Source organism: Aeromonas sp. CU5, from assembly GCF_002586745.1.
GTDB lineage: Bacteria > Pseudomonadota > Gammaproteobacteria > Enterobacterales > Aeromonadaceae > Aeromonas > Aeromonas sobria.
The window spans coordinates 849,788-872,216 of the sequence record NZ_CP023817.1; the positions used below are offsets into that span (position 1 = coordinate 849,788).

16 protein-coding genes, 1 pseudogene and 1 riboswitch are annotated in these 22,429 nt (G+C 56.2%); of the genes and pseudogenes, 5 read left to right on the forward strand and 12 right to left on the reverse strand.

Translation table 11 applies throughout. From position 1 onward, the window contains the following. Positions 1 to 13: 13 nt before the first annotated feature. Positions 14 to 2,710, reverse strand: coding sequence for a GH92 family glycosyl hydrolase (locus CK911_RS03905; RefSeq protein WP_098969055.1), 2,697 nt, complete (start codon positions 2,708 to 2,710; stop codon positions 14 to 16). A gap of 638 nt (positions 2,711 to 3,348) precedes the next feature. Then, entirely contained in the window at positions 3,349 to 4,539 is a 1,191-nt protein-coding gene (gene manA, locus CK911_RS03910) for a mannose-6-phosphate isomerase, class I (protein ID WP_098969056.1), read from the reverse strand. Between the two features lie 116 nt (positions 4,540 to 4,655). Here manA and CK911_RS03915 point away from each other — a divergent pair, with 116 nt between their 5' ends. Both CK911_RS03915 and icd read left to right on the forward strand, forming a co-directional pair. Next, complete coding sequence (locus CK911_RS03915; protein WP_042021366.1) at positions 4,656 to 5,531, forward strand: AraC family transcriptional regulator; 876 nt, start codon at positions 4,656 to 4,658, stop codon at positions 5,529 to 5,531. A gap of 156 nt (positions 5,532 to 5,687) precedes the next feature. Next, positions 5,688 to 6,941, forward strand: coding sequence for an NADP-dependent isocitrate dehydrogenase (icd, locus tag CK911_RS03920; RefSeq protein ID WP_098969057.1), 1,254 nt, complete (start codon positions 5,688 to 5,690; stop codon positions 6,939 to 6,941). A gap of 210 nt (positions 6,942 to 7,151) precedes the next feature. Here icd and mgtE read toward each other — a convergent pair whose 3' ends face one another. The 9 genes from mgtE to CK911_RS03965 form a co-directional block, all read right to left on the reverse strand. Continuing rightward, positions 7,152 to 8,495 (reverse strand): magnesium transporter, encoded by a 1,344-nt coding sequence (gene mgtE / locus CK911_RS03925; protein ID WP_098969058.1) that lies wholly within the window; start codon positions 8,493 to 8,495, stop codon positions 7,152 to 7,154. 122 nt (positions 8,496 to 8,617) lie between these two features. Beyond that, a riboswitch (M-box (ykoK) riboswitch) is annotated at positions 8,618 to 8,787 on the reverse strand. A gap of 179 nt (positions 8,788 to 8,966) precedes the next feature. Further along, positions 8,967 to 10,175: a flagellar hook-associated protein FlgL gene (gene flgL / locus CK911_RS03930; protein WP_098969059.1), complete on the reverse strand. Its 1,209-nt coding sequence runs from the start codon at positions 10,173 to 10,175 to the stop codon at positions 8,967 to 8,969. A 4-nt stretch (positions 10,176 to 10,179) separates the two neighbouring features. Continuing rightward, positions 10,180 to 12,183, reverse strand: a complete 2,004-nt coding sequence (locus tag CK911_RS03935) for a flagellar basal body rod C-terminal domain-containing protein (RefSeq protein WP_098969060.1) — start codon at positions 12,181 to 12,183, stop codon at positions 10,180 to 10,182. Between the two features lie 3 nt (positions 12,184 to 12,186). Further along, positions 12,187 to 13,248, reverse strand: coding sequence for a flagellar assembly peptidoglycan hydrolase FlgJ (gene flgJ / locus CK911_RS03940; RefSeq protein WP_098969061.1), 1,062 nt, complete (start codon positions 13,246 to 13,248; stop codon positions 12,187 to 12,189). 43 nt (positions 13,249 to 13,291) lie between these two features. Continuing rightward, complete coding sequence (locus CK911_RS03945) at positions 13,292 to 14,389, reverse strand: flagellar basal body P-ring protein FlgI (RefSeq protein ID WP_042022020.1); 1,098 nt, start codon at positions 14,387 to 14,389, stop codon at positions 13,292 to 13,294. Between the two features lie 8 nt (positions 14,390 to 14,397). Beyond that, positions 14,398 to 15,069 (reverse strand): flagellar basal body L-ring protein FlgH, encoded by a 672-nt coding sequence (flgH, locus tag CK911_RS03950; RefSeq protein WP_098969062.1) that lies wholly within the window; start codon positions 15,067 to 15,069, stop codon positions 14,398 to 14,400. A gap of 14 nt (positions 15,070 to 15,083) precedes the next feature. After that, positions 15,084 to 15,872 (reverse strand): flagellar basal-body rod protein FlgG, encoded by a 789-nt coding sequence (flgG, locus tag CK911_RS03955; RefSeq protein ID WP_042022024.1) that lies wholly within the window; start codon positions 15,870 to 15,872, stop codon positions 15,084 to 15,086. A gap of 15 nt (positions 15,873 to 15,887) precedes the next feature. Then, positions 15,888 to 16,634, reverse strand: coding sequence for a flagellar basal-body rod protein FlgF (gene flgF / locus CK911_RS03960; protein WP_042022025.1), 747 nt, complete (start codon positions 16,632 to 16,634; stop codon positions 15,888 to 15,890). Between the two features lie 436 nt (positions 16,635 to 17,070). Next, positions 17,071 to 18,270 carry an HD-GYP domain-containing protein gene (locus tag CK911_RS03965; protein WP_098969063.1) on the reverse strand — a complete coding sequence of 400 codons (1,200 nt, stop codon included), beginning with the start codon at positions 18,268 to 18,270 and terminating at the stop codon, positions 17,071 to 17,073. Positions 18,271 to 18,437: 167 nt separating this feature from the next. Here CK911_RS03965 and rsuA point away from each other — a divergent pair, with 167 nt between their 5' ends. Further along, entirely contained in the window at positions 18,438 to 19,130 is a 693-nt protein-coding gene (gene rsuA, locus CK911_RS03970) for a 16S rRNA pseudouridine(516) synthase RsuA (RefSeq protein WP_098969064.1), read from the forward strand. Between the two features lie 21 nt (positions 19,131 to 19,151). Here the strand turns inward: rsuA and CK911_RS03975 are convergent. Then, a pseudogene (locus tag CK911_RS03975) lies at positions 19,152 to 20,050 on the reverse strand (DMT family transporter). 156 nt (positions 20,051 to 20,206) lie between these two features. Here CK911_RS03975 and CK911_RS03980 point away from each other — a divergent pair. Continuing rightward, positions 20,207 to 21,844, forward strand: a complete 1,638-nt coding sequence (locus CK911_RS03980) for a peptide ABC transporter substrate-binding protein (RefSeq protein WP_098969065.1) — start codon at positions 20,207 to 20,209, stop codon at positions 21,842 to 21,844. Between the two features lie 10 nt (positions 21,845 to 21,854). Continuing rightward, positions 21,855 to 22,397, forward strand: a complete 543-nt coding sequence (yfcE, locus tag CK911_RS03985; protein WP_098969066.1) for a phosphodiesterase — start codon at positions 21,855 to 21,857, stop codon at positions 22,395 to 22,397. Positions 22,398 to 22,429: the final 32 nt, after the last annotated feature.

Genomic DNA, 22,429 nt, shown 5'->3' on the forward strand with positions numbered 1-22,429 from the left:
CCCGAACAGATCGTTAACGTGAGCCAGCAGGCATATCACTTTCGTGCAGGAAGGTGCCGATACCTTGCGCGGGCGGCAAATCTTCCGGCTGGCTGGCCCAGTTCTGGTTGGGGCTATCGCCCATGACGAATTCAAGCTTGCCACCACTCAGGATCTCCTCATGGGTGAGGTAGCTGCGATTGAACTCGCTGCCATTGAGGCGAGCGGACTGGATGTAGATGTTGTCGCGGCTGACGTTCTGGGCCGTGACGGTGAACTGCTTGCCAGCCCCCACATCGAGCGAGGCGGTTTCGAACATGGGGGTGCCAATCTCGTAGATGCCGGAGGAGGCATTGACCGGGAAGAAGCCCAACGCCCGGAACACGAACCAGGCAGAAAGGGTGCCAAAGTCATCGTTGCCACAGATGCCGTCAGGGGTGTTCTTGTAGCAGACGTTGGTGGCTGCCGCGATGGCCGCTTGTCCCTTCCAGGGTTGCCCTACGTAGTTGTAGAGGTAGGGAACATGGATATCCGGCTCGTTGCCCTGCACATGCTGACCCACGTTACCGGTGTTGAACACCGGGAACTGGTTGTCGCCGGCGTTGCGATCCGGGTAGGTGGTCCAATACTCGTCCAGCCGCTTGGCAAACAGTTCGCCCCGTTTGGCCTGAGGATTCTGGGTCTGATCGAAACGTGTCATCAGGTCGACCAGACCCTGGATGTCATGCTGCACGCTGAAGGCGTATTGCCAGCCGTTGGACTCGGCGAATGACCAGTTAAACATGTCTGGTCGCCAATCCTTGCCCACTGCCCGGCCGGTTTTCGGGTCTACCCAGTCGGCATCAATGAAGTTGCCGTCGTAGTCGCGGGCCTTGAACCACCCCTTGTACTGCTTGCCGCCAAAGTCAAACTGCGCCTGCCAGTTCTTGGAGCGATCGGCAAACTCTTGATAGCGGGGGTCACTTTCGCCAAACACCGCCTTGATCGATTGGGCGATCGCCCAGTCATCCATGGAGTACTCCAGCGAGTAGGAGGAGGTCCAGGCATCCTTGAACGGGGAGTGTGATTCCCAGTCATTGGTCGGCGGCGTGTCGTGCAACTGGGCGGGCACATAACCTTGTTGCTCGTACTCCTTGATCCAGGCGACCCCCTGGCTGGTGGATGCGCGGGCATCGGTGATCATGGCGGTCACCAGTCGTTCCTTGATCTCCTGACGTTCTGCATCGCCAAAGCCCAGTGCGATCATCCGTCTGTCCAGCGAGCCTTTGGAGAGCACATCGTGGATCACGGTGGTGGAGTGCATCCCCATCATCATGCCAGTCTCGTTGCCCTTGAAGGTCCACTCCGGCAATCTGCCCTTGCGCAGGTTGCCCAGATCGTCCATCCACTCCTCTTCGGCGTAAGAGAGCATGGAGAGCACCACATCGGCGAGGCGATCCGGCTCCAGCAGTGACGAGAGGGGTTGTACTGCGCGGTAGGTGTCCCACAGGGAGAAGGTGTCGTAACGGGTAAAGTCCGCTTTGCCATCCCGGTTGGCATCGGCGGTGCGTACCGACTCCTTGAGGGGGTCGATCTGCTCACCCCACGGCGTGTTGCCATCCGGATAGGCATTGCGCCCCTGATGCACCTGGCGGTAGCGCCCGTCCAGATCGGAGTGGATGGTCTGGCCCAGATAGGTGTGGTAGAGCGCGGTATAGAAGGTCTGTTTGTACTCCTCATCCCCGCTGACCCGGATCTTGCCCAGCTCCTCTTCCCATTTTTTAGTGGCGGCCTGACGCACATCGTCAAACGACATGTTGGCCACTTCGGTCATGTTGAGGGAGGCGCCGGCGTTGCCATCCCGGCCGATCTCGACGTTGGAGAGGGCCACCTTGGCCTCCACGGCCAGGCCCTTATCTGCGGTATCAAACTCCACATAGGCACGAGCATACTGATATTTGCCACGGGTCTCGTTGCCGATCTCGGTGGTGCCTTCCGGCAGATCCAGATAGCGGTTCTGCTCTTTGTCGAAGTAGGCGAAGCGGATATTTTTGATGGGCTGGTCGAACTCCATCACGAAGAACTCTTTCTGACTGGGGGCCCAGCCGTCAGAGAAGCGATGGCCCTCGATCCGGTTGTGGGTTTTGTCCCATTTCAGATAGGAGTCGGAGGTGTAGTCCCAGTTGACCTTGAAGCCGAGGTTGACCACGATTTGTGATTTTTTATCTTGCGGGAAGCTGTAGCGATGAACACCCACCCGATCCGAGGCGGTCAGCTCGGCCTTGATGCCGTAATCCTTCAGGTCGACCTTGTAGTAGCCCGCCGTTGCCTCTTCATCCTTGTGGCTGTAACGGGAGGCCTCCAGATTCAGGGAGGCCGACCCCTCGTTCAGCATGAAATTGGAGCGGGAGTTGATCGGCATCACCAGAATATCGTTGAGATCCCCGGCTCCGGCCCCCGAGAGGTGGGTGTGAGCGAAGCCTGCAAGGCTATTGTCGTGGTAGTAATAGCCGGAGATATATTCCCAGCCATTGGCGCCGTTGTTGGGCGAAAGCTGCACCATGCCGTGCGGGGTGGTTGCGCCGGGATAGGTGTTGCCCAGATTCCCTGTGCCGATAAACGGATTGACGTAACGGGAGACGCTGGTCTCTTTATTGTTATCGCCAGCAGTATCTGAGTCATTTTGACAACCGGATATACCAACCAGGCCAGCCAGTACGGCACACGCAAGTAGGGAACGTTTCAGTTTCATATTTGTCGCCACAGGTTAATGGAAGTAGGGTATTGAACGTATAAAAACCGATAATGCAGTCGCCGGTTCAGCCAATGAATATCTGCCGGACGAGAGGGCTATCTGCATGTATTTCCCCGGCTATCACTGGATATACAGGGTGACAGGGGCAAATATCAGCCAGATAAAATGGATAGTGAAAACGATCTGGCCATACAGGCGGAAAAATAAAAGCGCAGGGAAATAACAGGCATCAATAGCCTGATTTGAAAAGTTGCCTCTTCTATATATTAAATAAATGGCAACGCCGTGTTAAATCTGAAATATATAAATGCTCTTAAATGTTTTTCCTGCTGCCTGTAAATTAACGATTTCTATTATTTCCGTGATTAATATCCGGGGACAGAGGAAAAAAATGGCATTAACTGGATTTTTATGACGTGTGCGGAAGGGTGTGAGCTGGCTCGCATAACCGCAGGGTAGCGTGACCTTGGAGGATAAATGATATTAATCATTATAAGTCAACGTGTTACTCTTTGGCGTTGGGTTAAATGATCGGTTTTGTGAGCGATACCTGCACCCATGTGGTCAGATGAGCTGGAAAAAGGGCCCTGAAGGGCCCTTGAAACAGACGGTTGTGAGCCGATGGCCCACCAGGATCAGCGGTTGCTGGCGCGGGCAAAACGCCCTTCAGCAGTCACTCGATAATCGCCGGTGCTGGCGGGCACAAAAGCAGATTGCCCGATGGTCAGGGTCAGATGCTCATCATGTTGGCCAATGAGGGTGATGGGGCCATCGATGGCAAACAGGATCTCGGCATTGCCGGTGGTCAGGGCATGTTCCCCTGCACCATAGACGCTGAAGGTGAAGTCCGGTACCGGCACGTCGAAGTGCTGTACCGTGCCTTCCATGCGCGGGCTAAGCAGGATCTGGTCATCTGGTTTGGCGACGCAGCGGGTGCAGGCCAGCAGCTCCGGCACATCCATGTATTTGGGGGTCAGACCGGCACGCAGCACGTTGTCGGAGTTGGCCATGATCTCGAGGCCAGTGCCGTGAATGTAGGCGTGAGGGGTCTGGGCATCGAGGAACATCGCCTGACCTGGCTCAAGCGTCACCACATTGAGCAGCAGTGGTGAGAAGAGTCCCACATCCCCCGGGTACTGGTTGGCTAGCTTGCTGATGGTGGCGAAGGTCTCTTCATCCTGATGGGCGGCGGCATAGGCCAGCAGGCCTGCCAGCGCCTCGTCCTTGCGCGCACCGCTGAGGATCAGTAACTGGTGGAAGAAGTGCTGCAGGCCAGCCTCATCCTGTGACTGGCGCAGTGCCGTAGTCAGGTCGGCCAGCGCTGGCAGCGCCATGCGATCGAACAGGGCCAGGATGGCCGGGATGGCGCGAAAGCCGTTCATCGCCTGATAGCGGGTGAGGGCAAAGACCAGCTCCGGCTTGTGGTTCGGGTCCTTGTAATTGCGGTTGCTCGCCTTGATATCGATGCCTGCGGCCTCTTCTTTGGCAAAGCCCGCTTCGGCCTGGGCCTTGCTCGGGTGCACCTGAATGGAGAGCGCTTGCTCGGCGCAGAGCACCTTGAACAGGAAGGGGAGTGAGCCGAAACGAGCCTGGGTGGCTGCGCCCAACATGGCAACGGGGTTGGCTTCAATCAGGCTGGAAAGCTTCACGCTCTCGCACGCCAGCGTCACTTCGGAGCAGCCATTGGGGTGAGCGCCCATCCACAGTTCTGCTTGTGGTTTGCCCTCGGAATTGGCGATGCCAAACAGCTTGGTCAGGGAGTCACGACTGCCCCAGACATAATCCTGGATCGGGTTGCACATTAGAAAAAACGGTGGGTAGCTCATGGATGGCTCCTTGTATCAGAACGATTTTTTGGGAATTTCAGTCTGGCGCGGACTATAGCATGGCAGGGGCAGCGCACCGCAATCGGTTGCTCTCTGCATCTTGATCAGGATCATTCATGAGTATCATCTTTACCCAACTGTTGGACGGTTTCCTAAGTGAAGGGGAGGGCTTTGAGAAGGTCTTGTTTGCCTCTGACAAAGGGGTGCCTCCCTGCTTCAGTTATCAGGTCAACTTCCCGCGTCTCGAGCTGGTATTCAGTGGCCACTATCTCAACCAGATCTGGTCCCCGGAGGGGGATGTGCAGTCGGTACAGATGGGTCAGCGGGAGGCGATGTACATCCCCCCCAACGGCTGGAACAAGCCGGACTGGGATAACGACTGTTCCGTGCTCAGCCTGCTGTTTGGCAAGCGCCAGATAGGGTTCAGTCTGGTGAGCAAACACAAGGGGGACACCGGTTTCTTCGATGTGCAAAAGCACAGTATTCAGGCCGGGGCTGGACGAGCGCTCGATCATATCCTGCTCTCTCTTAATACTCTGGCGCAGGAGCAGGTGAGGGCGCCGATGGACAATCACCTGCTGCAGGCGCTGCTGAGCTATTCACGGCAACTGCTGGTGGAGTCGGAGAGCGGTCGCCCTCGCGGCTCCGATCTCTTCCACGGCATCTGCATCTACATTCAGGAAAATTTCCACCGCCCCATCAGCCGCGAATGCATCGCCGCCCGCTTCAATCTCTCCCCCAGCCACCTCTCCCGCTTGTTCCGCCAGCAGGGGCATATGCGGCTGGCGGACTACATCAGCTGGGTACGGCTGGAGCGTGCCAAGTTCATGCTCAAGAAGTATCGCTTTCGTCTGGAAGAGGTGGCCAATCGCTGCGGTTTTACCGATGTGAACTATTTCTGTCGGGTGTTCAAGTTGAAGACCGGGCTGACCCCTTCCCAGTATCGATCGTTAAGTCAGCCCCAGGCCGTAACCAGCGAGCAAGAGGGATAAATGGCCGGGGTCGGAGAGGAGTTGTGACAACGCACTGGCGGGTGGCTACCTCTTTGGTCTGACATGCTTGCTCGCCATTTTATTATGAAAATGAATGGGCTAAGATGGCCGCGCGCAACAAACAAGTTGATAACAAACGGAAGTTAGGAGATGCCGATGGAAAGCAAAGTAGTAATCCCGACCCAGGGTCAGAAAATCACAGTCGATGCCAACGGCAAGCTGCAGGTTCCCAACCATCCGATCATTCCGTTTATCGAAGGGGATGGCATCGGTGTTGACGTCACCCCGGCCATGTTGAATGTGGTGAATGCTGCGGTCGAGAAAGCCTACAAGGGCGAGCGCAAGATCGCCTGGATGGAGATCTATACCGGCGAGAAATCGACTCATGTTTATGGCGAAGGTGCCTGGCTGCCGGCCGAAACCCTGGATTTCATTCGTGAATATTGCGTGGCCATCAAGGGCCCGCTGACTACTCCGGTCGGTGGCGGTATTCGCTCCCTCAACGTGGCCCTGCGTCAGGAGCTGGATCTCTACATCTGCCTGCGCCCGGTCCGTTACTACGAAGGGACCCCGAGCCCGGTCAAACGTCCGGATCTGACTGACATGGTGATCTTCCGCGAGAACGCCGAAGACATCTACGCCGGTATCGAGTGGAAGGCGGATAGCGAAGAAGCCAAGAAAGTAATCGCCTTCCTGCAAAACGAGATGGGCGTGAAGAAAATTCGCTTCCCCGAGTCTTGCGGTATCGGCATCAAGCCGATGTCCAAGGCCGGTACCGAGCGTCTGGTGCGTGCCGCCATCGAGTATGCCATCGACAACGATCGCGGCTCCGTGACCCTGGTGCACAAGGGCAACATCATGAAGTTCACCGAAGGTGCCTTCAAGGATTGGGGTTATGCTCTGGCCCAGCACGAGTACGGTGCCCAGCTGATTGACGGCGGCCCCTGGTGCTCCTTCAAGAACCCGAAAACCGGCAAGACCATCGTCATCAAGGATGTCATCGCCGATGCTTTCTTGCAGCAGATCCTGCTGCGTCCGGCCGAGTATGACGTCATCGCCTGTATGAACCTCAACGGCGACTACATCTCCGACGCGCTGGCCGCTCAGGTAGGCGGTATCGGTATCGCGCCGGGTGCCAACATCGGCGATGGTGTGGCTCTGTTCGAGGCGACCCACGGCACTGCACCGAAATATGCCGGTCAGGACAAGGTTAACCCGGGCTCGCTGATCCTCTCTGCCGAGATGATGCTGCGCCACATGGGCTGGGTCGAAGCTGCCGATCTCATCATCAAGGGGATGGAAGCGGCTATCGCCAACAAGACCGTCACCTATGACTTCGAGCGTCTGATGGAAGGGGCCACCCTGCGCTCCTGCTCCCAGTTCGCCCAGGACATGATCGACCAAATGTAATGATGGGTTGATGGCCAGAAACGAAGACCTGTGCCATGAGAAAAATGCCAGTCAGTTAAGCCTGACTGGCATTTTTTATTGGCTTTTTTCACTCTGTTTTTCGGTGGCCCTGGCTTCACGCAGCGGGGATAACTTCGCTCCCTTCTTTTCGGCAATACAAAACTGCCCCGCTTGTTTATCCAGGTCTCATCAACAGGGTTTAATCTCTCGTTACTGCAACTCAGGCAATAACCATTTGGCCATCTCGAAGTAGATGATAAGACCGGTACCATCCACCAGGGTCGCAATAAACGGCGCAGAGACCACCGCCGGGTCGATGCGGAAACGACGCAGCACCATGGGGATGATAGAGGCGACCGTGGCACTCCACAGCACGATGGCGATGATGGTAAAGGTCACCACCATGCCGATCTCGGGGCCAACCCCTAAGCTCCAGGCGCGCACCCAGGCGGCCATGGCAATGGCCCCCGAGATCAAGAGGCCGGTGGAGAGCTCCTTTTTCAGCACTGTGCCGAGATTGCGCAGGCTCACCTCTCCGACCGCCATGGCACGTACTATGGTGGTGGTGATCTGGGTGCCGCTGTTACCGCCGGTACCGATCAGCAGGGGGATAAAGAAGGCCAGCGCGATGGCGGCCTCCAGCTGCTCCTCAAATGCCCGCAACACGGTGCCGGTGTAGGCTTCCGCCACAAACAGGATAAGCAGCCAGCCCACCCGCTTGCGCCACAGCTGCCAGGGGGTTGCCTGCAGGTAGGGGGTATCGAGCGGCGATGAGCCCCCCTGCATCTCGGCATCCTCGGTGGATTCGAGCTCCAGAATATCCGCCGCGTCATCGACGTGGAAAATACCGACCAGGCGCCCCTGATCCTCGACCGGCAGGACCGAGAGGTCGCGGTCGATCAGCAGGCGCGCGGCCAACTCCTGATCCGCCCGGGCGTTGATCCGTACCGTCTCCCGATCCATCAGGTTGGCCACATTAGCCAGCGGATCGGCGATCAGCAGCGTCTTGAGAGAGATACTCCCCTGCAGACGACCGTCCCCATTGATCACATAGATGTGGCGAAACAGCTGGGCATTGTCCCAGGCATCGTGGATCAGCTGTTTGGCATGACCGATGGAGTCCTCTTCCCGTACTGCCAGATACTCGTGGCGCATGTTGGCCCCTACCGATTCGGTGGGCCAATCCAGCAAGGCGCAATAGATGGTTTGTGCCTGAGTCGGGAAGCGGGCCAGCAAGATAGTGCGTTCCTGACGGCCCAGTTTGCGCAGGATGGCCACCATCTCGCGACGGGGAATGGCCTCCTGCAACACGCTGACAATGCTGCCATGCAGTCGCTGTAGCAAGCGGGCCGCACTCTCGGCCGAGAGCGAGCCAAGTAGTTCGGCCCCTTGCGAAACGGGCAGGGTATCAAAGATGCAGTTGAGCTCTTCCGGACGCAGGGTCAGCAGTTGATCGGCGCGCTGAACCGGATCCAGGTTATGTTCCAGCCAACCCTGCAGGGCAGCCAGATCGAGCAGTTGATGACGGTTAAGAATGGTATGTGTTTTCTTCATCACAAATGACCTTATGTGATTTCAGGCTAGGCCTGAACACGATCGAATATCCGATCGCAGTCTGAAAGAAAACAGCAATTTGATTGACGAGTAATAGGCAGGAAATGACGCCGTTCGGCGTGTCATCATCCCCACGTACCAGCTTTAGCACTGTATAACGTATCCGGCATGCCGGAAGCCACTTGGGTTTACACCTTAATCCGATGAAAACTGTCCTGATCTTGGGCGTCTCTGGACGTCGTGAGATCAGTGGCCTGTGTTTATACAGGAGCCTCGCCTAACGAGATGCTGCAAATAATCGGCACAACTCTGGGTTGTGCCGGCGGCATGATTATCTAATCCCGTGGGGAGGTCAACCCCGCAGTAACCATTAAATGGGTAACGGCAACAGCTTGTTACAATTGGCTGGTGATGGTACAGAACCTGTTTGCAGATCGGAGATAAAATAAAAGGCCCCAAGCGGGCCTTTTATTAGCGGATATAGTCAAATAGCGTCAAGCGACTTATTTTGCTGAAAGAGAGTTGCGAAGCACTCAGTGCCGCATCCTCTTTTGACAGTGTCGAAATAACCTCATAGAGGTCTGCTTCCGAGACTTTCGCACGAGCACCGGTATTAAGGGTACTTAATCCCTCATTAGAACTCATGACCTGTTCGAGACTATTCATCCGTCCACCCAACTCCCCCAGGCCATGATCTATATTCAAACGGGAATTTTTCATATGAACTGTTGCATCGGCCACGCGGCTCGCAAAGTTCTCTGCTGAAATACTTGGATCACGCAAGGCAGTCATGAAATCGGACATTCCGTTTAGCACGTTGTCATTCTTGGGTGGATTGAGGTCAAACTGCTGCACTGCCCCCCCCGCAGGCTGGTCAAGGGTTAACTCCAGGCCATTGAACGGGATCTTGGTGCCAGGGCTGTAATCACCCGTCTGCAAGGTATTACCACCGCTGTCCTTGATGTCATACGTGTCCGGTGGCCCAATGGTCGTCGATACGGTGTAACTATTGCTGGCCAGTGCCGGGTTATAACTGGATTGATAAAAATTATCAAAATTGCCCTGATCCCCTATGCCAACCTTGATATTGGCACTGACTGCGCTGGCTGTGCGTCTGGTTGTTACAATCTCAAACAAATCCTGACCGGAATCATTAGCGGCGATCTGCACCGTTGAGGAGACCTGAATATTCCGCTGCCCAGTATCACCCTGATAGATGTAATTGCCGTTGGTGTCTTTTACATAAGGCTGGGTTTTACTCTGATTACCACCAAAAATAAATTCACCGGATGAGTTTTTACTATTCATCAAGTCAAACATCTGCTTTTGTAGCCCTTCCAGTTCACTGGCGATGGCTTTGCGGTCATCCAGGCTGATAGAGCCGTTATTGGATTTCTGGATCAGGGTCTGGGCACTTAACATGGCGTTGTTAATTGAAGTCAATACGGTCTCTTCATGCCCCAGACTGTTCTCCAGCAAGCTGCCATTGACCCCATATTGTTTGAAGAGATCGATCTCTTTGGTCAAGGCCATCTTCTGGCTCATACCTGCAGGATCTTCGCCCGCCGTTTGAAATTTATTGCCGGTTTGCAACTGTTGATAGGCGGTATTAAGCCGCTCATTGGCATTGTTGAGGGAATATGTATTCCGGTCGTAGATCATGTTGGTGGTGATGCGCATGACGTTACCTCACGGAAGAGAGCAGTGTATCGAAAATGGTTTTGGCCGTACTGACCACCTGTGCCGAAGCAGCATAAGATTGCTGGAAGCGAATAAGGTTAGCCGCTTCCTCCTCCAGATTGACTCCGGAGACACTTTCATAAATACCCGTGCTCTGAATAAGCTTGGATTCATTGGCCTTAAGCAGTGTTTTGGCTTGGCTGGTATTGTTACCCACCGCCATCACCAATCCGGAATAGGCCTCGTTAAAGGTCATCTTGTCGTTGGTAGTACCGCCATTGGTGCTCTTGCGCACCAGATCCTTGTTCTGCAACTCGGCCAGAGCCAAACCATTGCTGTTATCGGCGAACCCGTTGGTGTTGTAACTGAGCGTGAAGTTATCGTTAGCTTTAGCCGTTCCGGTAATACTGAACTCATAGCCTGGCGTTTGTGTTGGGTTTGCATAGACAGCCGTTCCTGCAGGAAAGGGGTTGACGATAGTCGACATCAAATTTTGCCCCTTGCTGCTCGCAGGCGCAGTGCCGATCAAGGTAGTACCATTGGCTTGGAAGACCTGATAGTTACCACTGGCGTCTATCTTGACCACCTGAGGGGCCGTTGGACTCAGAGCATTGGCACCAAAACCCGACCCGGCACCGGTATTGAACACTCCACCGAGTTTGATGTCGGCGCTACCGACGTTATTGGTGGCCTTCTGGGCTTTCAACGGAGACGCCAGGGCCAAATCTTCCGGCCGGGTGATCAGCTGGCCAAGGCCCGCCGCTGCACTCTTGGTCGGTTGCAGCAACAGTTTATCTCCAGCTGCGGGAGCTCCGGTCAGGTCGATAGAAATACCGTGCCCCGCCAGCTCAAAGGTTGTCGGTGGGGTGGCCCCCGTTGCGATAGAGGTACGATTGCCCGACTTGTCCAGCGAGAACACCTCATAACCGGTGGCGCTGTTGAAATGGACTTCATAATCAAGGGGCATCACTGATGTGCCCTTGCCTGGCACAAAACTGACATTCGCTCCGACTGACCCTGTATTGCTGCCGTAAGGTAAGCCTTTGCTGGTTGGCAAGGTGAAGATATCAGCGCCAATCTCGTTATCCAGGTCCATCCCGAGGCGATTTTGCTGGTTCAGCGCATCGGCCATGGCGATCGCCAGTTGCCCCAGTTCACGCTTGGTCGGCTCCAGATCGGTACGGGCCTTAAACAATCCGCCCACGGCGCCGCCGAAGGTATCATGGTCAATCAATGCCTTGTTGTCCCCCAAGGTCAGCTGCAGCTCCTGATCCCGGGAGTCCGGATCCCCTGCTACCACCTTGAACTGTGCCACGCCGCCATCGAGGATCAGTGAGTGGCCAGTGGTCATATTGACCAGCATGCTGCCATTGGGTTGGGCGACAGTGCGAATATCCATCTTTGCCGATAGCTGTTTGATCGCTTCATCACGCTGATCAAACAGCATCAGGTTCTCTTCTGGCGAACCTTGAGTACGGATAATTGCTTGATTCAAATCATTGATACTGGTGAGTAGGCTGTTCACCTGCTTGGTTTCATCTTCGATACGGGTATTGATGGTGTCACTTTGTTTGTCAAACTGGGACGACAGGGTATGAAAGCGGTTAACCATCCCGCTTAACTCGGTCATGCTGACCTTGCGGCCACCGATATCGGCAGGTGACTCATTGGCGGAGTGAAACGCCTTGAAATAGGAGCTGATCGTCTCGCCGACGCTGTTACTCGCGTCCCCCAGCAAACTGTCAACGCTGGCAAGTTGGTCATAGTGAGTCATGGAGCCGTAGTAGGCAGAGGTGTCACGACGCACCTCACCCTGCATGTAATTGTTAATTACCCGCTCGGTCACGAGATCACCGGTGCCCAGACCAATCGAATTGGTAAACACCAGCGTACGTTCGCGCACATAGCCCTGGCTATTGACGTTCACTATGTTGTTACTGGTGGTCTGCAGCAGGCGCTGTTGCGCCAACACGCCCGATGTACCAATTCCAAGCAGGTCGCTTGCCATACCTTACAGCTCCATCTCGTTGTATTGGGCAATGGCATCACTGCGCAATACCTGTTTCAGTTTACTGGCGTACTGCGGATCAGTGGCATAACCCGCCTGTTGCAACGCCTCGAAGTAGCGATCCGGGCTATCCACCTTCGTCAGGGCTCCCTTGTAACGAGAACCGGAGGTGAGAAAGTCCACATAGTCGTTGAAGCTCTCTTCAAATGACTCATAGGAGCGAAATGCCGCTTTCTGGCGGGAGGCGACGCCCTCTTCATACTCCAGGGTGCTGACCACTGCTTTGGGCCCTTCCCAGCGAGGATCTGCCTTGATGCCAAACAGGTTATGGGTCATCTGGCCGTCACCATCCTTGATCACTCGCTTGCCCCAGCCACTTTCTAATGCCGCTTGGGCGACCAGTACCGCCGGGCTCAATCCCAACTTGTCGGCCGCTTTCTTGGCCAGCGGCATCAGGCGATTGACGAACTCTTCCGGGGTATCAAACTCTTTGCTACCCCTGCCAGGGGCCGTGTCCGCTTCGCTGGCGGGGTGTCCCATTGGCGGTACGCTGCGATGTGGCCGACTGGGCATGGCGAGCCCATGGGGCACAGCCATCTCTTTCTCAGCAAAATCTTTGCCAACTTTTGACGCAGTGATCAATTCATCTGCGGCGGCCTTGGGTGGTTCGTAGGGTTTATAGACCCGCTCGGTGCGCTGCGGCATCTTGAGCACCCGACCATCCTGGTGAGTAAACGCCTCCGGGGAGAATTGCTTGACGACCATCTGGGCCAACCCCAATCCGCCCTTGCTGGACAGGTCGGCTACCCGTTGCTCATCCAGCATCCCTTCATAAAACTGGGTATAACTGCTGTTCATCGGGTTGTCCTGGGTCAGTACCGCATTGGCCTGACGCATGCCCTGAAACAGCATCTGGGTAAAGATTGACTCGAACTGACGTGACGCACTCTGGAGTGCTTCGGCCTGTCCCTCTTTGCTTTGGCTCATCTGGCGCAGACGATCCAGGTTCTTGATGTCCTGCACCATCCCGAGATTCATGCCGCTGTTGGTGTCAAACTCCGCCATTTTGCTTACCTCATTGCCACCCATGGCAATCACTTGCCGCTTGTTACAATATGACCAGTTGTCCTTCGATGGCTCCGGCCTGCTGCAACGCCTCAAGGATCGCCATCAAATCACCGGGGGCCACCCCGACCTGATTCACCGCCCGCACCAGATCATCCAGGGTCGCACCGGTATCAAACTTGAACATCCGCCCCGGCTCCTGTTGCACATTGATCGTCGAGTTGTTGGTGACAGTTGTCTCTCCTCCCGCCAATGGGTTGGGCTGGGAGACCTGCTGGTTTTCGGCGATGGTCACCGTTAGCCCACCATGGCTGATGGCCGCGGGTTTGAGCTTGACCTGACTGCCGATCACTATGGTGCCGGTACGGGAGTTGACGATGATCTTGGCTGCTTCATTGGCCGGGTCGACTTCCAGATTCTCGATAGTGGCCAGATACGCCACCCGCTGGCTCGGATCGCGCGGTGCGTAAACCTTGATCGAGGTGGCGTCGAGTGCCTGCGCCATGTTGGGGCCGATCAGGTCATTGACCACATCAGCCAGACGACGGGCAGTGGTAAAGTCGGGACGATTGAGGTTGAAGGTAATGGTGTCGCCCTGACTGAAGGAGTTGGGCACCTCCCGCTCCACAGTCGCGCCATTGGCGATACGTCCAACTGTCGGCGTATTGACGACCACCTTGGAACCGTCAGCCCCTTCAGCCCCCAAACCACCGACCACCAGACTGCCTTGTGCCACGGCATATACCCGCCCATCAAGCCCCTTCAAAAAGCTTTGCAGCAAGGTACCACCGCGCAGGCTCTTGGCTTCCCCGATGGCAGAAACCGTCACATCGATGGTCTGGCCCGGCTTGGAGAAGGGGGGCAAGTCAGCGTGGATCGCCACCGGTGCCACATCCTTGATCTTGGGCTTGATGTTGTCCGGCACCTTGATGCCAAAGTTGTTGAGCATGGTGCGGAACGTTTGTTCGGTAAAGGCGTTGTTCTTCTCGCCAGTACCGGGCAGACCGACCACCAGACCATAGCCAATCAACTGGTTGTTGCGCACCCCATCAACCGAACTGATGTCCTTGATCCGGGCCGCGTTCGCCGCCCCCAAGGGCAGCAGACAGCAGAGCAGGGTAACGAGACGGAGTGACTTCATAACATCTCCTAGAGCGGCCACCAGGGGCCATTGAAAAAGCTGGTAAGCCACCCTTGCTCCTGGCTATTGGCCAGATCGCCGGTACCACCATAGTAAATTCGGGCATTGGCCACCTTCTGTGACGAGACACTGTTATCCGAGGTCACATCGCCAGGACGGATGAGGCCAGTAATACGGATGTACTCATTACCATTGTTGAGCATGATCCACTTCTCGCCGCGTACTACCAGATTGCCGTTGGGCAGCACCTTGGCCACGCTGACCGAAATATTACCCTGCAGGCTGTTGCTCTGATCCGCCTTGGCTTGGCCCTTGAACGCACTGTTTTGACCAATAGAGGCAGAGAGGTCGTAGGGGCTGGCCGTGACCGGCACGCCACCCAGTGTCACCGGTTCCAGATTGAACTTGTTGTCCTTGCCACTCTGGGTATTGGCTTTTTTGGAAGCGGAGGTCGATTCCGACAGTTCAATGGTGATGATGTCGCCTACCTTGTGCGCCTTGATATCCGAATAGATGCCATTGACCTGATCCGGCTGAAAAATGGCTCCTGTCGGTCGCACCGAGACAGGATCCGACTCCCCGTAGACGGGGGAGAATTCGGGATCATCCGGCCTGGGCGTATTGGGGGTACTGCTACACCCTCCCAGCACCAGCAATCCCAGCATCCATACGGCTTTCATCATGCGCCTCCTAATTAGGTACGCTGGATCAGGAAGGACATCATGCCATCCACTGCCGAGAGAACCTTGGAGTTCATCTCGTACACCCGCTGGGCCTGGATCAGGTTCACCAGCTCTTCGGTCACGTTGACGTTGGAGGTCTCCAGCATCCCCTGCTTGATCACTCCCAGACCATCCGCCCCGGCAACCCCCTGAATCGCGGCGCCACTGGATTGGGTCTCGACAAACATGTTCTCCCCCATCGGCTGCAAGCCGCTGGCGTTGACAAAGTCGGAGATATTGACCTGCCCCACCACCTGTGAGGCGCCGTCTCCTTTGAGCTGCACCGAGACCTGACCATCTTCACCCACCGTGACACTCTGGGCGTTTTCCGGGATCTGGATTTCCGGCTGTAGAGGGTACCCATTACCAGGGGTGACAATGGTGCCTTCATCATTGAGGGTAAACTGGCCGTTACGGGTATAAGCAGCGCTGCCATCGGGCAGCTGAATTTCAAAGTAGCCCCGGCCACTGATCATCAGATCCAGTGAGTTGTCGGTGGTTTGCACGTTGCCCTGACTGTGGTTTTTCTGGGTCGCTACCACCTTGGCTCCCGCACCGAGCATCAAGCCGGAGGGGAGTTCGGTATCGGCAGAGGAGCGGCCACCGGGCTGATTGATGTTCTGATAAAGCAGATCTTCGAAGATGGCCCGCGACTTTTTGAAGCCCACGGTGCTGGCGTTCGCCAGGTTGTTGGAGGTGACCGAAATATTGGTCTGCTGTGCATCCAACCCGGTCTTGCTGATCCAGAGTGCAGGATTCATGGTGTAACTCCTTGATTAGCTGATACGCAGCAGCTGGGTTTGGGCTTCATCATTCTCTTCGGCCGTCTTCATTATTTTGACCTGGGTTTCGAACTGGCGTTGCAACCGGATCAGGTTGGTCATCTCGTCCACCACATTGACGTTGCTCCCTTCAAGAGAGCCGGCAATCAAGCCAACATTGGCTGAGGCGGCCTCATTTTGACCATCCTTGCGGCGAAACAGACCATCCTGTCCCTTCTCCACGGCATCAGCAGCCGGATTGACCAGTTTGATCCGCTGAAAATCTTCCGGCAAGTTGGCGGCTGCCCCTTCGGGGCGGCCACTGATGGTGCCGTCACGATTGATCTCGAGTTTTTCCATCGGCATCGGCAGCACGATAGGCTGGCCACCGTCATCCACCAGGTTCAATCCGGTCGACGTTTGCAAATTGCCGGTCGCATTGACCTGCAAATTCCCCATGCGGGTATAGGCTTCGCCCCCTTTGGGGTCTTGCACCGCAATCCAGCCCGGGCCATCAACTGCCACGTCGAGATCCCGTCCGGTGGTCATCAGCATGCCATGCTGCAGATTTTGACCAGGACGCTCCGCCATGGCGAACACACGAGTCGGCAAGCCCTCGCCAAACGCCTGCATGCTTCTGGCCTGCTCAAAGTCAGACTTGAAACCCGTGGTATTGGCATTGGCGAGGTTGTTACCCCGAACAGCCAGGCTGTTCATGGTCTCTTTGGCCCCGGACATGGCGATATAAAGCAGGTGATCCATGGCATTCTCCGTCAAACAGATGACTCTGACCGGAAGAAAGCAATTAGAATGCCAACAGATGAGTGGAGGAGTGTAATAAGTGGGTTCAGGGGGATTTCGGATGTACGCAAGGATAAAAGGGTGGCGTATCCTGCAGATTGATTCCTGCAAGCAGCTCAAGCAACAGAGGTGATACGCCCTGAACCCTTCTACCCTCACGGCCCAGCAACAATCAGACGGCAAGTCTCGCCAGAGAGGCCGCGCCAGAAGAAATCAGTTAATAAACAATGCATTGCCTATGTCGAAGGCGCCACTCGGCCTTGTTCCCCAATATATGAGGATCGAGTAAGGTCCATACTCGGTCAGAGATATCGTGGCAGTGAGTGCAGGTGTTGTCCTGTAGCTGCACATAGTTACGTTGACGAGGCCGATAGGGTAGTGAAATGGACGACTGCCCCTAGAAGAAGTTGGCGAGGCTGATGCCAAATTCTTTGGGGTCGACGGTGTTTTCGATACTCTCCTGCACACCTGATTTGGCCAAGTCCAGCCACTGCACATCGAGGTAGTGGCGCTGGGTAGCGTGATAGATCACCTTGACCATAGGTTTGAGCGGCTGCTGCTCGTTGCGCTGCATTACGATGGCCAACCGCTGGTTGGAAAGTTGCACCAGCGTTCCCACCGGATAGACCCCCATGCATTTGATGAACTTGGTCACCAGTTCGGCATCGAAGTGCTGATTGATCCCCTTGAGCAGGATGCGGAAGGCTTGGGTTGGCTGCATGCCAGCCTTGTAGACCCGATCTGCGGTGATGGCATCATAGACATCGACGATACCGCTCATGCGGGTATAAAGAGAGAGTTGATCGCCTTTGAGCCGCTGCGGGTAACCGGTGCCATCGAGCCGCTCGTGATGGTTGGCGGCCACCTCCAGCATGGTGGGGGTGATGCCCGGGGTATTGCTGAGGATCTCGTAACTGTGCACCACATGCTGGCGCATGATGGCGAACTCCTCGTCGGTCAGTTTGCCCGGTTTGTTGAGCACCTCGTCCGGGGTCATGATCTTGCCCACGTCGTGCAGCAGGCCCCCCAGGGTCAGCTCTTTGAGCACACTACGCTCCAGCCCCAGATAGCGGCCGAAGTTGGCGAGCAGAATAGCCACGTTCATGGAGTGCTCCATCAGGTAGGCATCCTTGGCGCGAATGCGGGCCAGACAGAGCATGGCATCGCCATGGGTGAACATGGTGTCGACCATCTCCTCGGCCACTGCGGCCAGCGGGGTGATGTCGATGGGTTCACCTGCCTTGAGGTGGCTAATGAATTTGCTCTGTAGCTCGCGTGCCTCCTGATAAAGACGGCGGATCTTCAGCTCTCGCCCTTCGCTGTTGGCACTGGCCCTGCGTCCCACTTGAGCGCTATTGGCATTGAGGTCGGGGGAGGTAATGGCTTCGCTCTCGGCACTGCCCAGTTTGCTGCGGGCCAGATCGATGCGCACCGTCAGCACCCCCTGTCGCACCAGATTGGCAATTTGTGCCACATTCGTCACCATTCCCATCTGGGCGATCTCCATCCCACCGGTCTGGCTGGCGATAGCAATGACATACATGCCGGGTTTCAGCTGGTTGACGGGGATCACGGGATAGGATGCTTGGGACTTCATGGATTTTTCCTGGCGTTTATTATTATGAGCATCGTTCAGATGAGGTATTAGTGATAAGTGTAACATTGGAAGCCCAGATCGTCATGATGGGTAACCCCTTAACAGTGGCGTTGTGGCCGCCGCCCGATATAATGACGCCCCTTTACTTGTTGGACCTGAGGTTGTGAATGCGGCTTGATAAATTTCTTTGCGATTGTTCTGATTTGACCCGCTCGCTTGCCGGCAAACTGATCCGTCAGGGTGAGGTCATGGTGGATGGCATTGTGGTCAAGCAACCCGCTTTTCATATCAATGAGCAGAGCCAGATCGAATTTGACGGTGTCACCTTGATGCTAGAGCAGCGCAACCGCTATTTCATGCTGCACAAACCGGTCGGTTACGTCTGCTCAAATGAAGACCCTGATCACCCGACAGTGTTTTTCCTGATGGATGAGCCAGCGATGGGCAAACTGCATGTGGTTGGGCGACTCGATCTCGACACCACGGGTCTGGTGCTGGTGACCGATGATGGTAAATGGTCCCACCGCATCACATCGCCGCGCCACGAGTGTGCCAAGACTTATCACGTCTGGCTGGCCGACCCGGTGAGCCCGGATGCCATAGATCTGTTTGCCGAAGGAGTATTCCTGCGCAATGAGGATGACAAAACTCGTCCTGCCCAGCTTGAAATTCTCGATGAGTGCGAGGCCAGACTGACCATCCATGAAGGCAAGTACCATCAGGTCAAGCGAATGTTTGCCTCGATCGGCAACAAGGTGGTGGGCCTGCATCGTGAGCAAATTGGTAGCCTGGTGCTCGATGATGCGCTGGCGCCGGGTGACTATCGCGAACTCACTGCTGAGGAGATCGCGCTGTTCTGATTGCGCGTGCCTTATCGGGTTTCAGTGACCGCTGAAACCCAGTACCAGCGCGGTGCCGAGTGTGGCAATCAGGGCTCCAGCCCAGGCGGCAATGGATGGCCGCTCCCCGAGTGCCACCACAACAGCGGCAGCAGTAGCACGGGAGTGGAGGAGGAGAGTATGGCTACCATACCGACTTCGCCCTTACGCAAGGCCATCAGGATCAGGGTCATGCCCAGCCCCATCGCCAGAAAACCGTTGGTGGCAATCATGGCAAGGATCTGGCGATTGACCGGTTTGAGCGGCATGGCTAGAGGCAAGCGCCCCAGCCGCAGGACGCAGTGGGCCAGCAGGGCACTGCCCATCCGGATACCCGATGCACTCACCGCATCCACCTCGCCACTCATCATCACCGGTTTGGCTATAATGGCCCCCAGACTCTGACAAAGCGCCGCCGTCAGGCCAAGGCCAATCCCCAGAGCCAGATTGCCCCGGATCTGCTCCCACTCGTTGCTGCTACTGCGTCTGCCAAACAGGATCGCCAGCATTACGCCGGCAAACACCAGCATGGCCCCCAGCAGTCGCCAATCAGTGAGTGTTTCGTTAAACAGCCAGAGCCCGAGCAGGGCAGAAAACAGCGCATGACAGGAGAAGAGCAGGGCACTGCGTCTTGGCCCCAGCCGATTCATGCAGGCAAACAGCGCCGTATCGCCAACAAAAATGCCGATCAGCCCCGAGATGGCAAGCAAGGGCAGTGCACCGGCAGTGAGTGTTTGCCAGCCACCAGTGAGCAGACTCACGCTGCCGAGCATCAGGCTGACCAAAAACATACGCCAGCGGCTGTAGGCAAATGCCCCCAGATGACGGGCCGGTTTGACCGAAATTAGCGCAGCAACTGCCCATAAACTGGCCGAACCCAGTGCCAGCCACTCATACCCCATAAAAACTCCTGAAAAAAATAGCCCGAAAGACTCCATCTCTCGGGCAAGCCCGATACAATACGGGGCGTTTTCGGGGATAACAAGAGCGGCATCAGGCATTCATCAGGCGCACCCTCGGCCTTCCCCTCCGGCAGTGGTTTTATTCGAGGTTTTATCATGAGGTATGGTTTCTTCCCCAAGCTGGCGCAACGCTGGCTCTCCCCGCTATTGCTTGCCGTGCTGGCAGGGCCCTTGGCCCATGCAACCACAGTCGAGCAGCAGCCTCTGCTTGCCGATCGGCAAACCCTGGTCAAGGGTAATGGTGGTGAGCCGGAGTCGCTGGATCCTGCGCTGGTGCGATCCGGTTTCCCGGGGGAGGCGGTACTGGTCGATCTGTTTGAAGGGCTGGTCAGCGACGATGGGCAAGGGCATATCGTTCCGGCGCAGGCGCAGCGCTGGGAGGTGAGTGAGGATGGACTGGAGTGGCGATTCTTCCTGCGTCCTCAGCTGAGGTGGTCCAATGGCGACCCCTTGGTTGCCGCTGATTTTGTCTATGCCTGGCGCCGTCTGCTCGATCCGGCAATGGGTTCCCCTTCCGCTGAGCTGTTGTTGGCGACTGGCATCAACAACGGCCAATCCATTTATGCGGGAGCACTGGAACTCGATAACCTGGGGATTGAAGCGCAAAGCGATCAGATTCTTAAAATCACCCTGGAACGACCCTCCCCCTATTTCCTGCAGCTTATCAGCCAGCGCCCCTTCGTGCCGGTTAGCCAGAAGGCGATAGCCAAGTTTGGCAAGCAGTGGACGGCGCCAGGCAAACTGGTGAGCAATGGTGCTTACCGATTAATACAATGGGTACCTCATGAGCGGCTTGAAGCTGAGCGTAATATCCAATACTGGGACGATCTCCATAGCCGGATTGCCCGGGTCACCTATCTGCCAATCGCCTCGCAGCATGCGGAACGGCTGCGCTATGAGGCCGGAGAAATCCAGCTCACCAACAAGGTATCGCTCGGCTATTACCAGAAGATGAAGCGCGAATTCCCGGAGCGGCTCTGGGGCTTGCCGCTGTTTGGTACCTATCTCTACGCCTTCAATCTGAAGCGCCCCGAACTGCAGGATGTGCGGGTGCGTCAGGCGCTCTCCATGGCGATTGATCGGCAGCAACTCATTGGATCGGTGAGCGGGCAGGATGAGCTGGCGGCATGGTCGCTGTTGCCGGAGATGCCGGGTTATCCGCGGGTGGTCTTGCCCGTGGCGCTGGAGGATATGCCGACCCGGCAGGCCAAAGCGGCAGCGCTGCTGTCAGCAGCGGGGTATAACAGTGCGAATCCACTCAAGCTGAGCATTACCTACAACACCGCCGAGACCCACAAGAAGATGGCGCAGGCTATCGCGGCCATGTGGCAGAAGCTGGGGGTGCAGGTCACCCTCAACCATCTGGAGTGGGGAGGCTATCAGATGGCCAAGGATAGTGGTGACTTCCAGGTAGCCAGAAGCTTCCTGTTTGGCGATTACGTGGAGCCGTCAGCCATGCTGGGGAGTTTCCGTTGCCAGGACCTGCGCAACGAGAGTGGCTATTGCAATGCCGATTTTGATCTGTTGCTGGAGCAGGCTGCCAATACGCTGGACAGCGCGAGCCGAGTCGAACTCTATCGACATGCCGAGCAATTGCTGCTTGAGGAGGCGCCGATCCTTCCCGTGTATCATTACAATCAGATGAGGCTGGTCGATCCCACACTGCGTGGGCTGCCTAGCGAGAGTTTGAGAGGGACGATTGCCACCAAGGATCTCTATTTCAGCCAGCAGTGAGGAGCATTGAATGAAACTTGCCATTATTTCCGACATCCACGGCAGCATCATTGCGCTGGAGCGGGTGCTGACCCTGCTTGAGCCATGGCAGCCCGATCACTACCTGCTGCTCGGTGATCTGCTCAATCATGGGCCGCGTAACCCTCTGCCTGACGGGTATAACCCGCCAGCCGTGGCCGATCGGCTCAACGAGTTGGCCTCGCAGATCATCGCCGTGCGTGGCAACTGTGATTCTGAAGTGGATCAGATGTTATTGCGTTTCCCCATCACCGCCCCCTACAACCAGCTGCTGGTCGATGAACGGCGCTGGTTTGTCAGTCATGGCCATCTCTATCATCCTGACGAGGTACAACTGCCGCCGGGTAGTCTGTTCCTGAGCGGCCATACCCATGTACCGGTATTGGAGTTGCAGGGGGAGCGAGTATTGATGAATCCGGGTTCAATCTGTTTTCCGCGCGGCGAATTGCCTGCCAGTTATGGTAGCTATGAGGCCGGGGTGCTTCGAGTGAATGCGTGTGAGGATGGACGAGAGTTGCTGCGATTGGCGCTATAAAAAACGGACAGAAAAATGCAAGGCCTGATAAG

What these genes read in the sequence shown, in the direction of transcription:
- CK911_RS03945 (WP_042022020.1), bottom strand. Translation starts at nt 14,389, where the DNA reads ATGAAGTCACTCCGTCTCGTTACCCTGCTCTGCTGTCTGCTGCCCTTG.
- CK911_RS03965 (WP_098969063.1), bottom strand. Translation starts at nt 18,270, where the DNA reads ATGAAGTCCCAAGCATCCTATCCCGTGATCCCCGTCAACCAGCTGAAA.
- CK911_RS03915 (WP_042021366.1), top strand. Translation starts at nt 4,656, where the DNA reads ATGAGTATCATCTTTACCCAACTGTTGGACGGTTTCCTAAGTGAAGGG.
- manA (WP_098969056.1), bottom strand. Translation starts at nt 4,539, where the DNA reads ATGAGCTACCCACCGTTTTTTCTAATGTGCAACCCGATCCAGGATTAT.
- rsuA (WP_098969064.1), top strand. Translation starts at nt 18,438, where the DNA reads ATGCGGCTTGATAAATTTCTTTGCGATTGTTCTGATTTGACCCGCTCG.
- CK911_RS03935 (WP_098969060.1), bottom strand. Translation starts at nt 12,183, where the DNA reads ATGGCAAGCGACCTGCTTGGAATTGGTACATCGGGCGTGTTGGCGCAA.
- flgF (WP_042022025.1), bottom strand. Translation starts at nt 16,634, where the DNA reads ATGGATCACCTGCTTTATATCGCCATGTCCGGGGCCAAAGAGACCATG.
- flgL (WP_098969059.1), bottom strand. Translation starts at nt 10,175, where the DNA reads ATGCGCATCACCACCAACATGATCTACGACCGGAATACATATTCCCTC.
- flgH (WP_098969062.1), bottom strand. Translation starts at nt 15,069, where the DNA reads ATGAAAGCCGTATGGATGCTGGGATTGCTGGTGCTGGGAGGGTGTAGC.
- CK911_RS03905 (WP_098969055.1), bottom strand. Translation starts at nt 2,710, where the DNA reads ATGAAACTGAAACGTTCCCTACTTGCGTGTGCCGTACTGGCTGGCCTG.
- flgG (WP_042022024.1), bottom strand. Translation starts at nt 15,872, where the DNA reads ATGAATCCTGCACTCTGGATCAGCAAGACCGGGTTGGATGCACAGCAG.
- flgJ (WP_098969061.1), bottom strand. Translation starts at nt 13,248, where the DNA reads ATGGCGGAGTTTGACACCAACAGCGGCATGAATCTCGGGATGGTGCAG.
- CK911_RS03980 (WP_098969065.1), top strand. Translation starts at nt 20,207, where the DNA reads ATGAGGTATGGTTTCTTCCCCAAGCTGGCGCAACGCTGGCTCTCCCCG.
- mgtE (WP_098969058.1), bottom strand. Translation starts at nt 8,495, where the DNA reads ATGAAGAAAACACATACCATTCTTAACCGTCATCAACTGCTCGATCTG.
- yfcE (WP_098969066.1), top strand. Translation starts at nt 21,855, where the DNA reads ATGAAACTTGCCATTATTTCCGACATCCACGGCAGCATCATTGCGCTG.
- icd (WP_098969057.1), top strand. Translation starts at nt 5,688, where the DNA reads ATGGAAAGCAAAGTAGTAATCCCGACCCAGGGTCAGAAAATCACAGTC.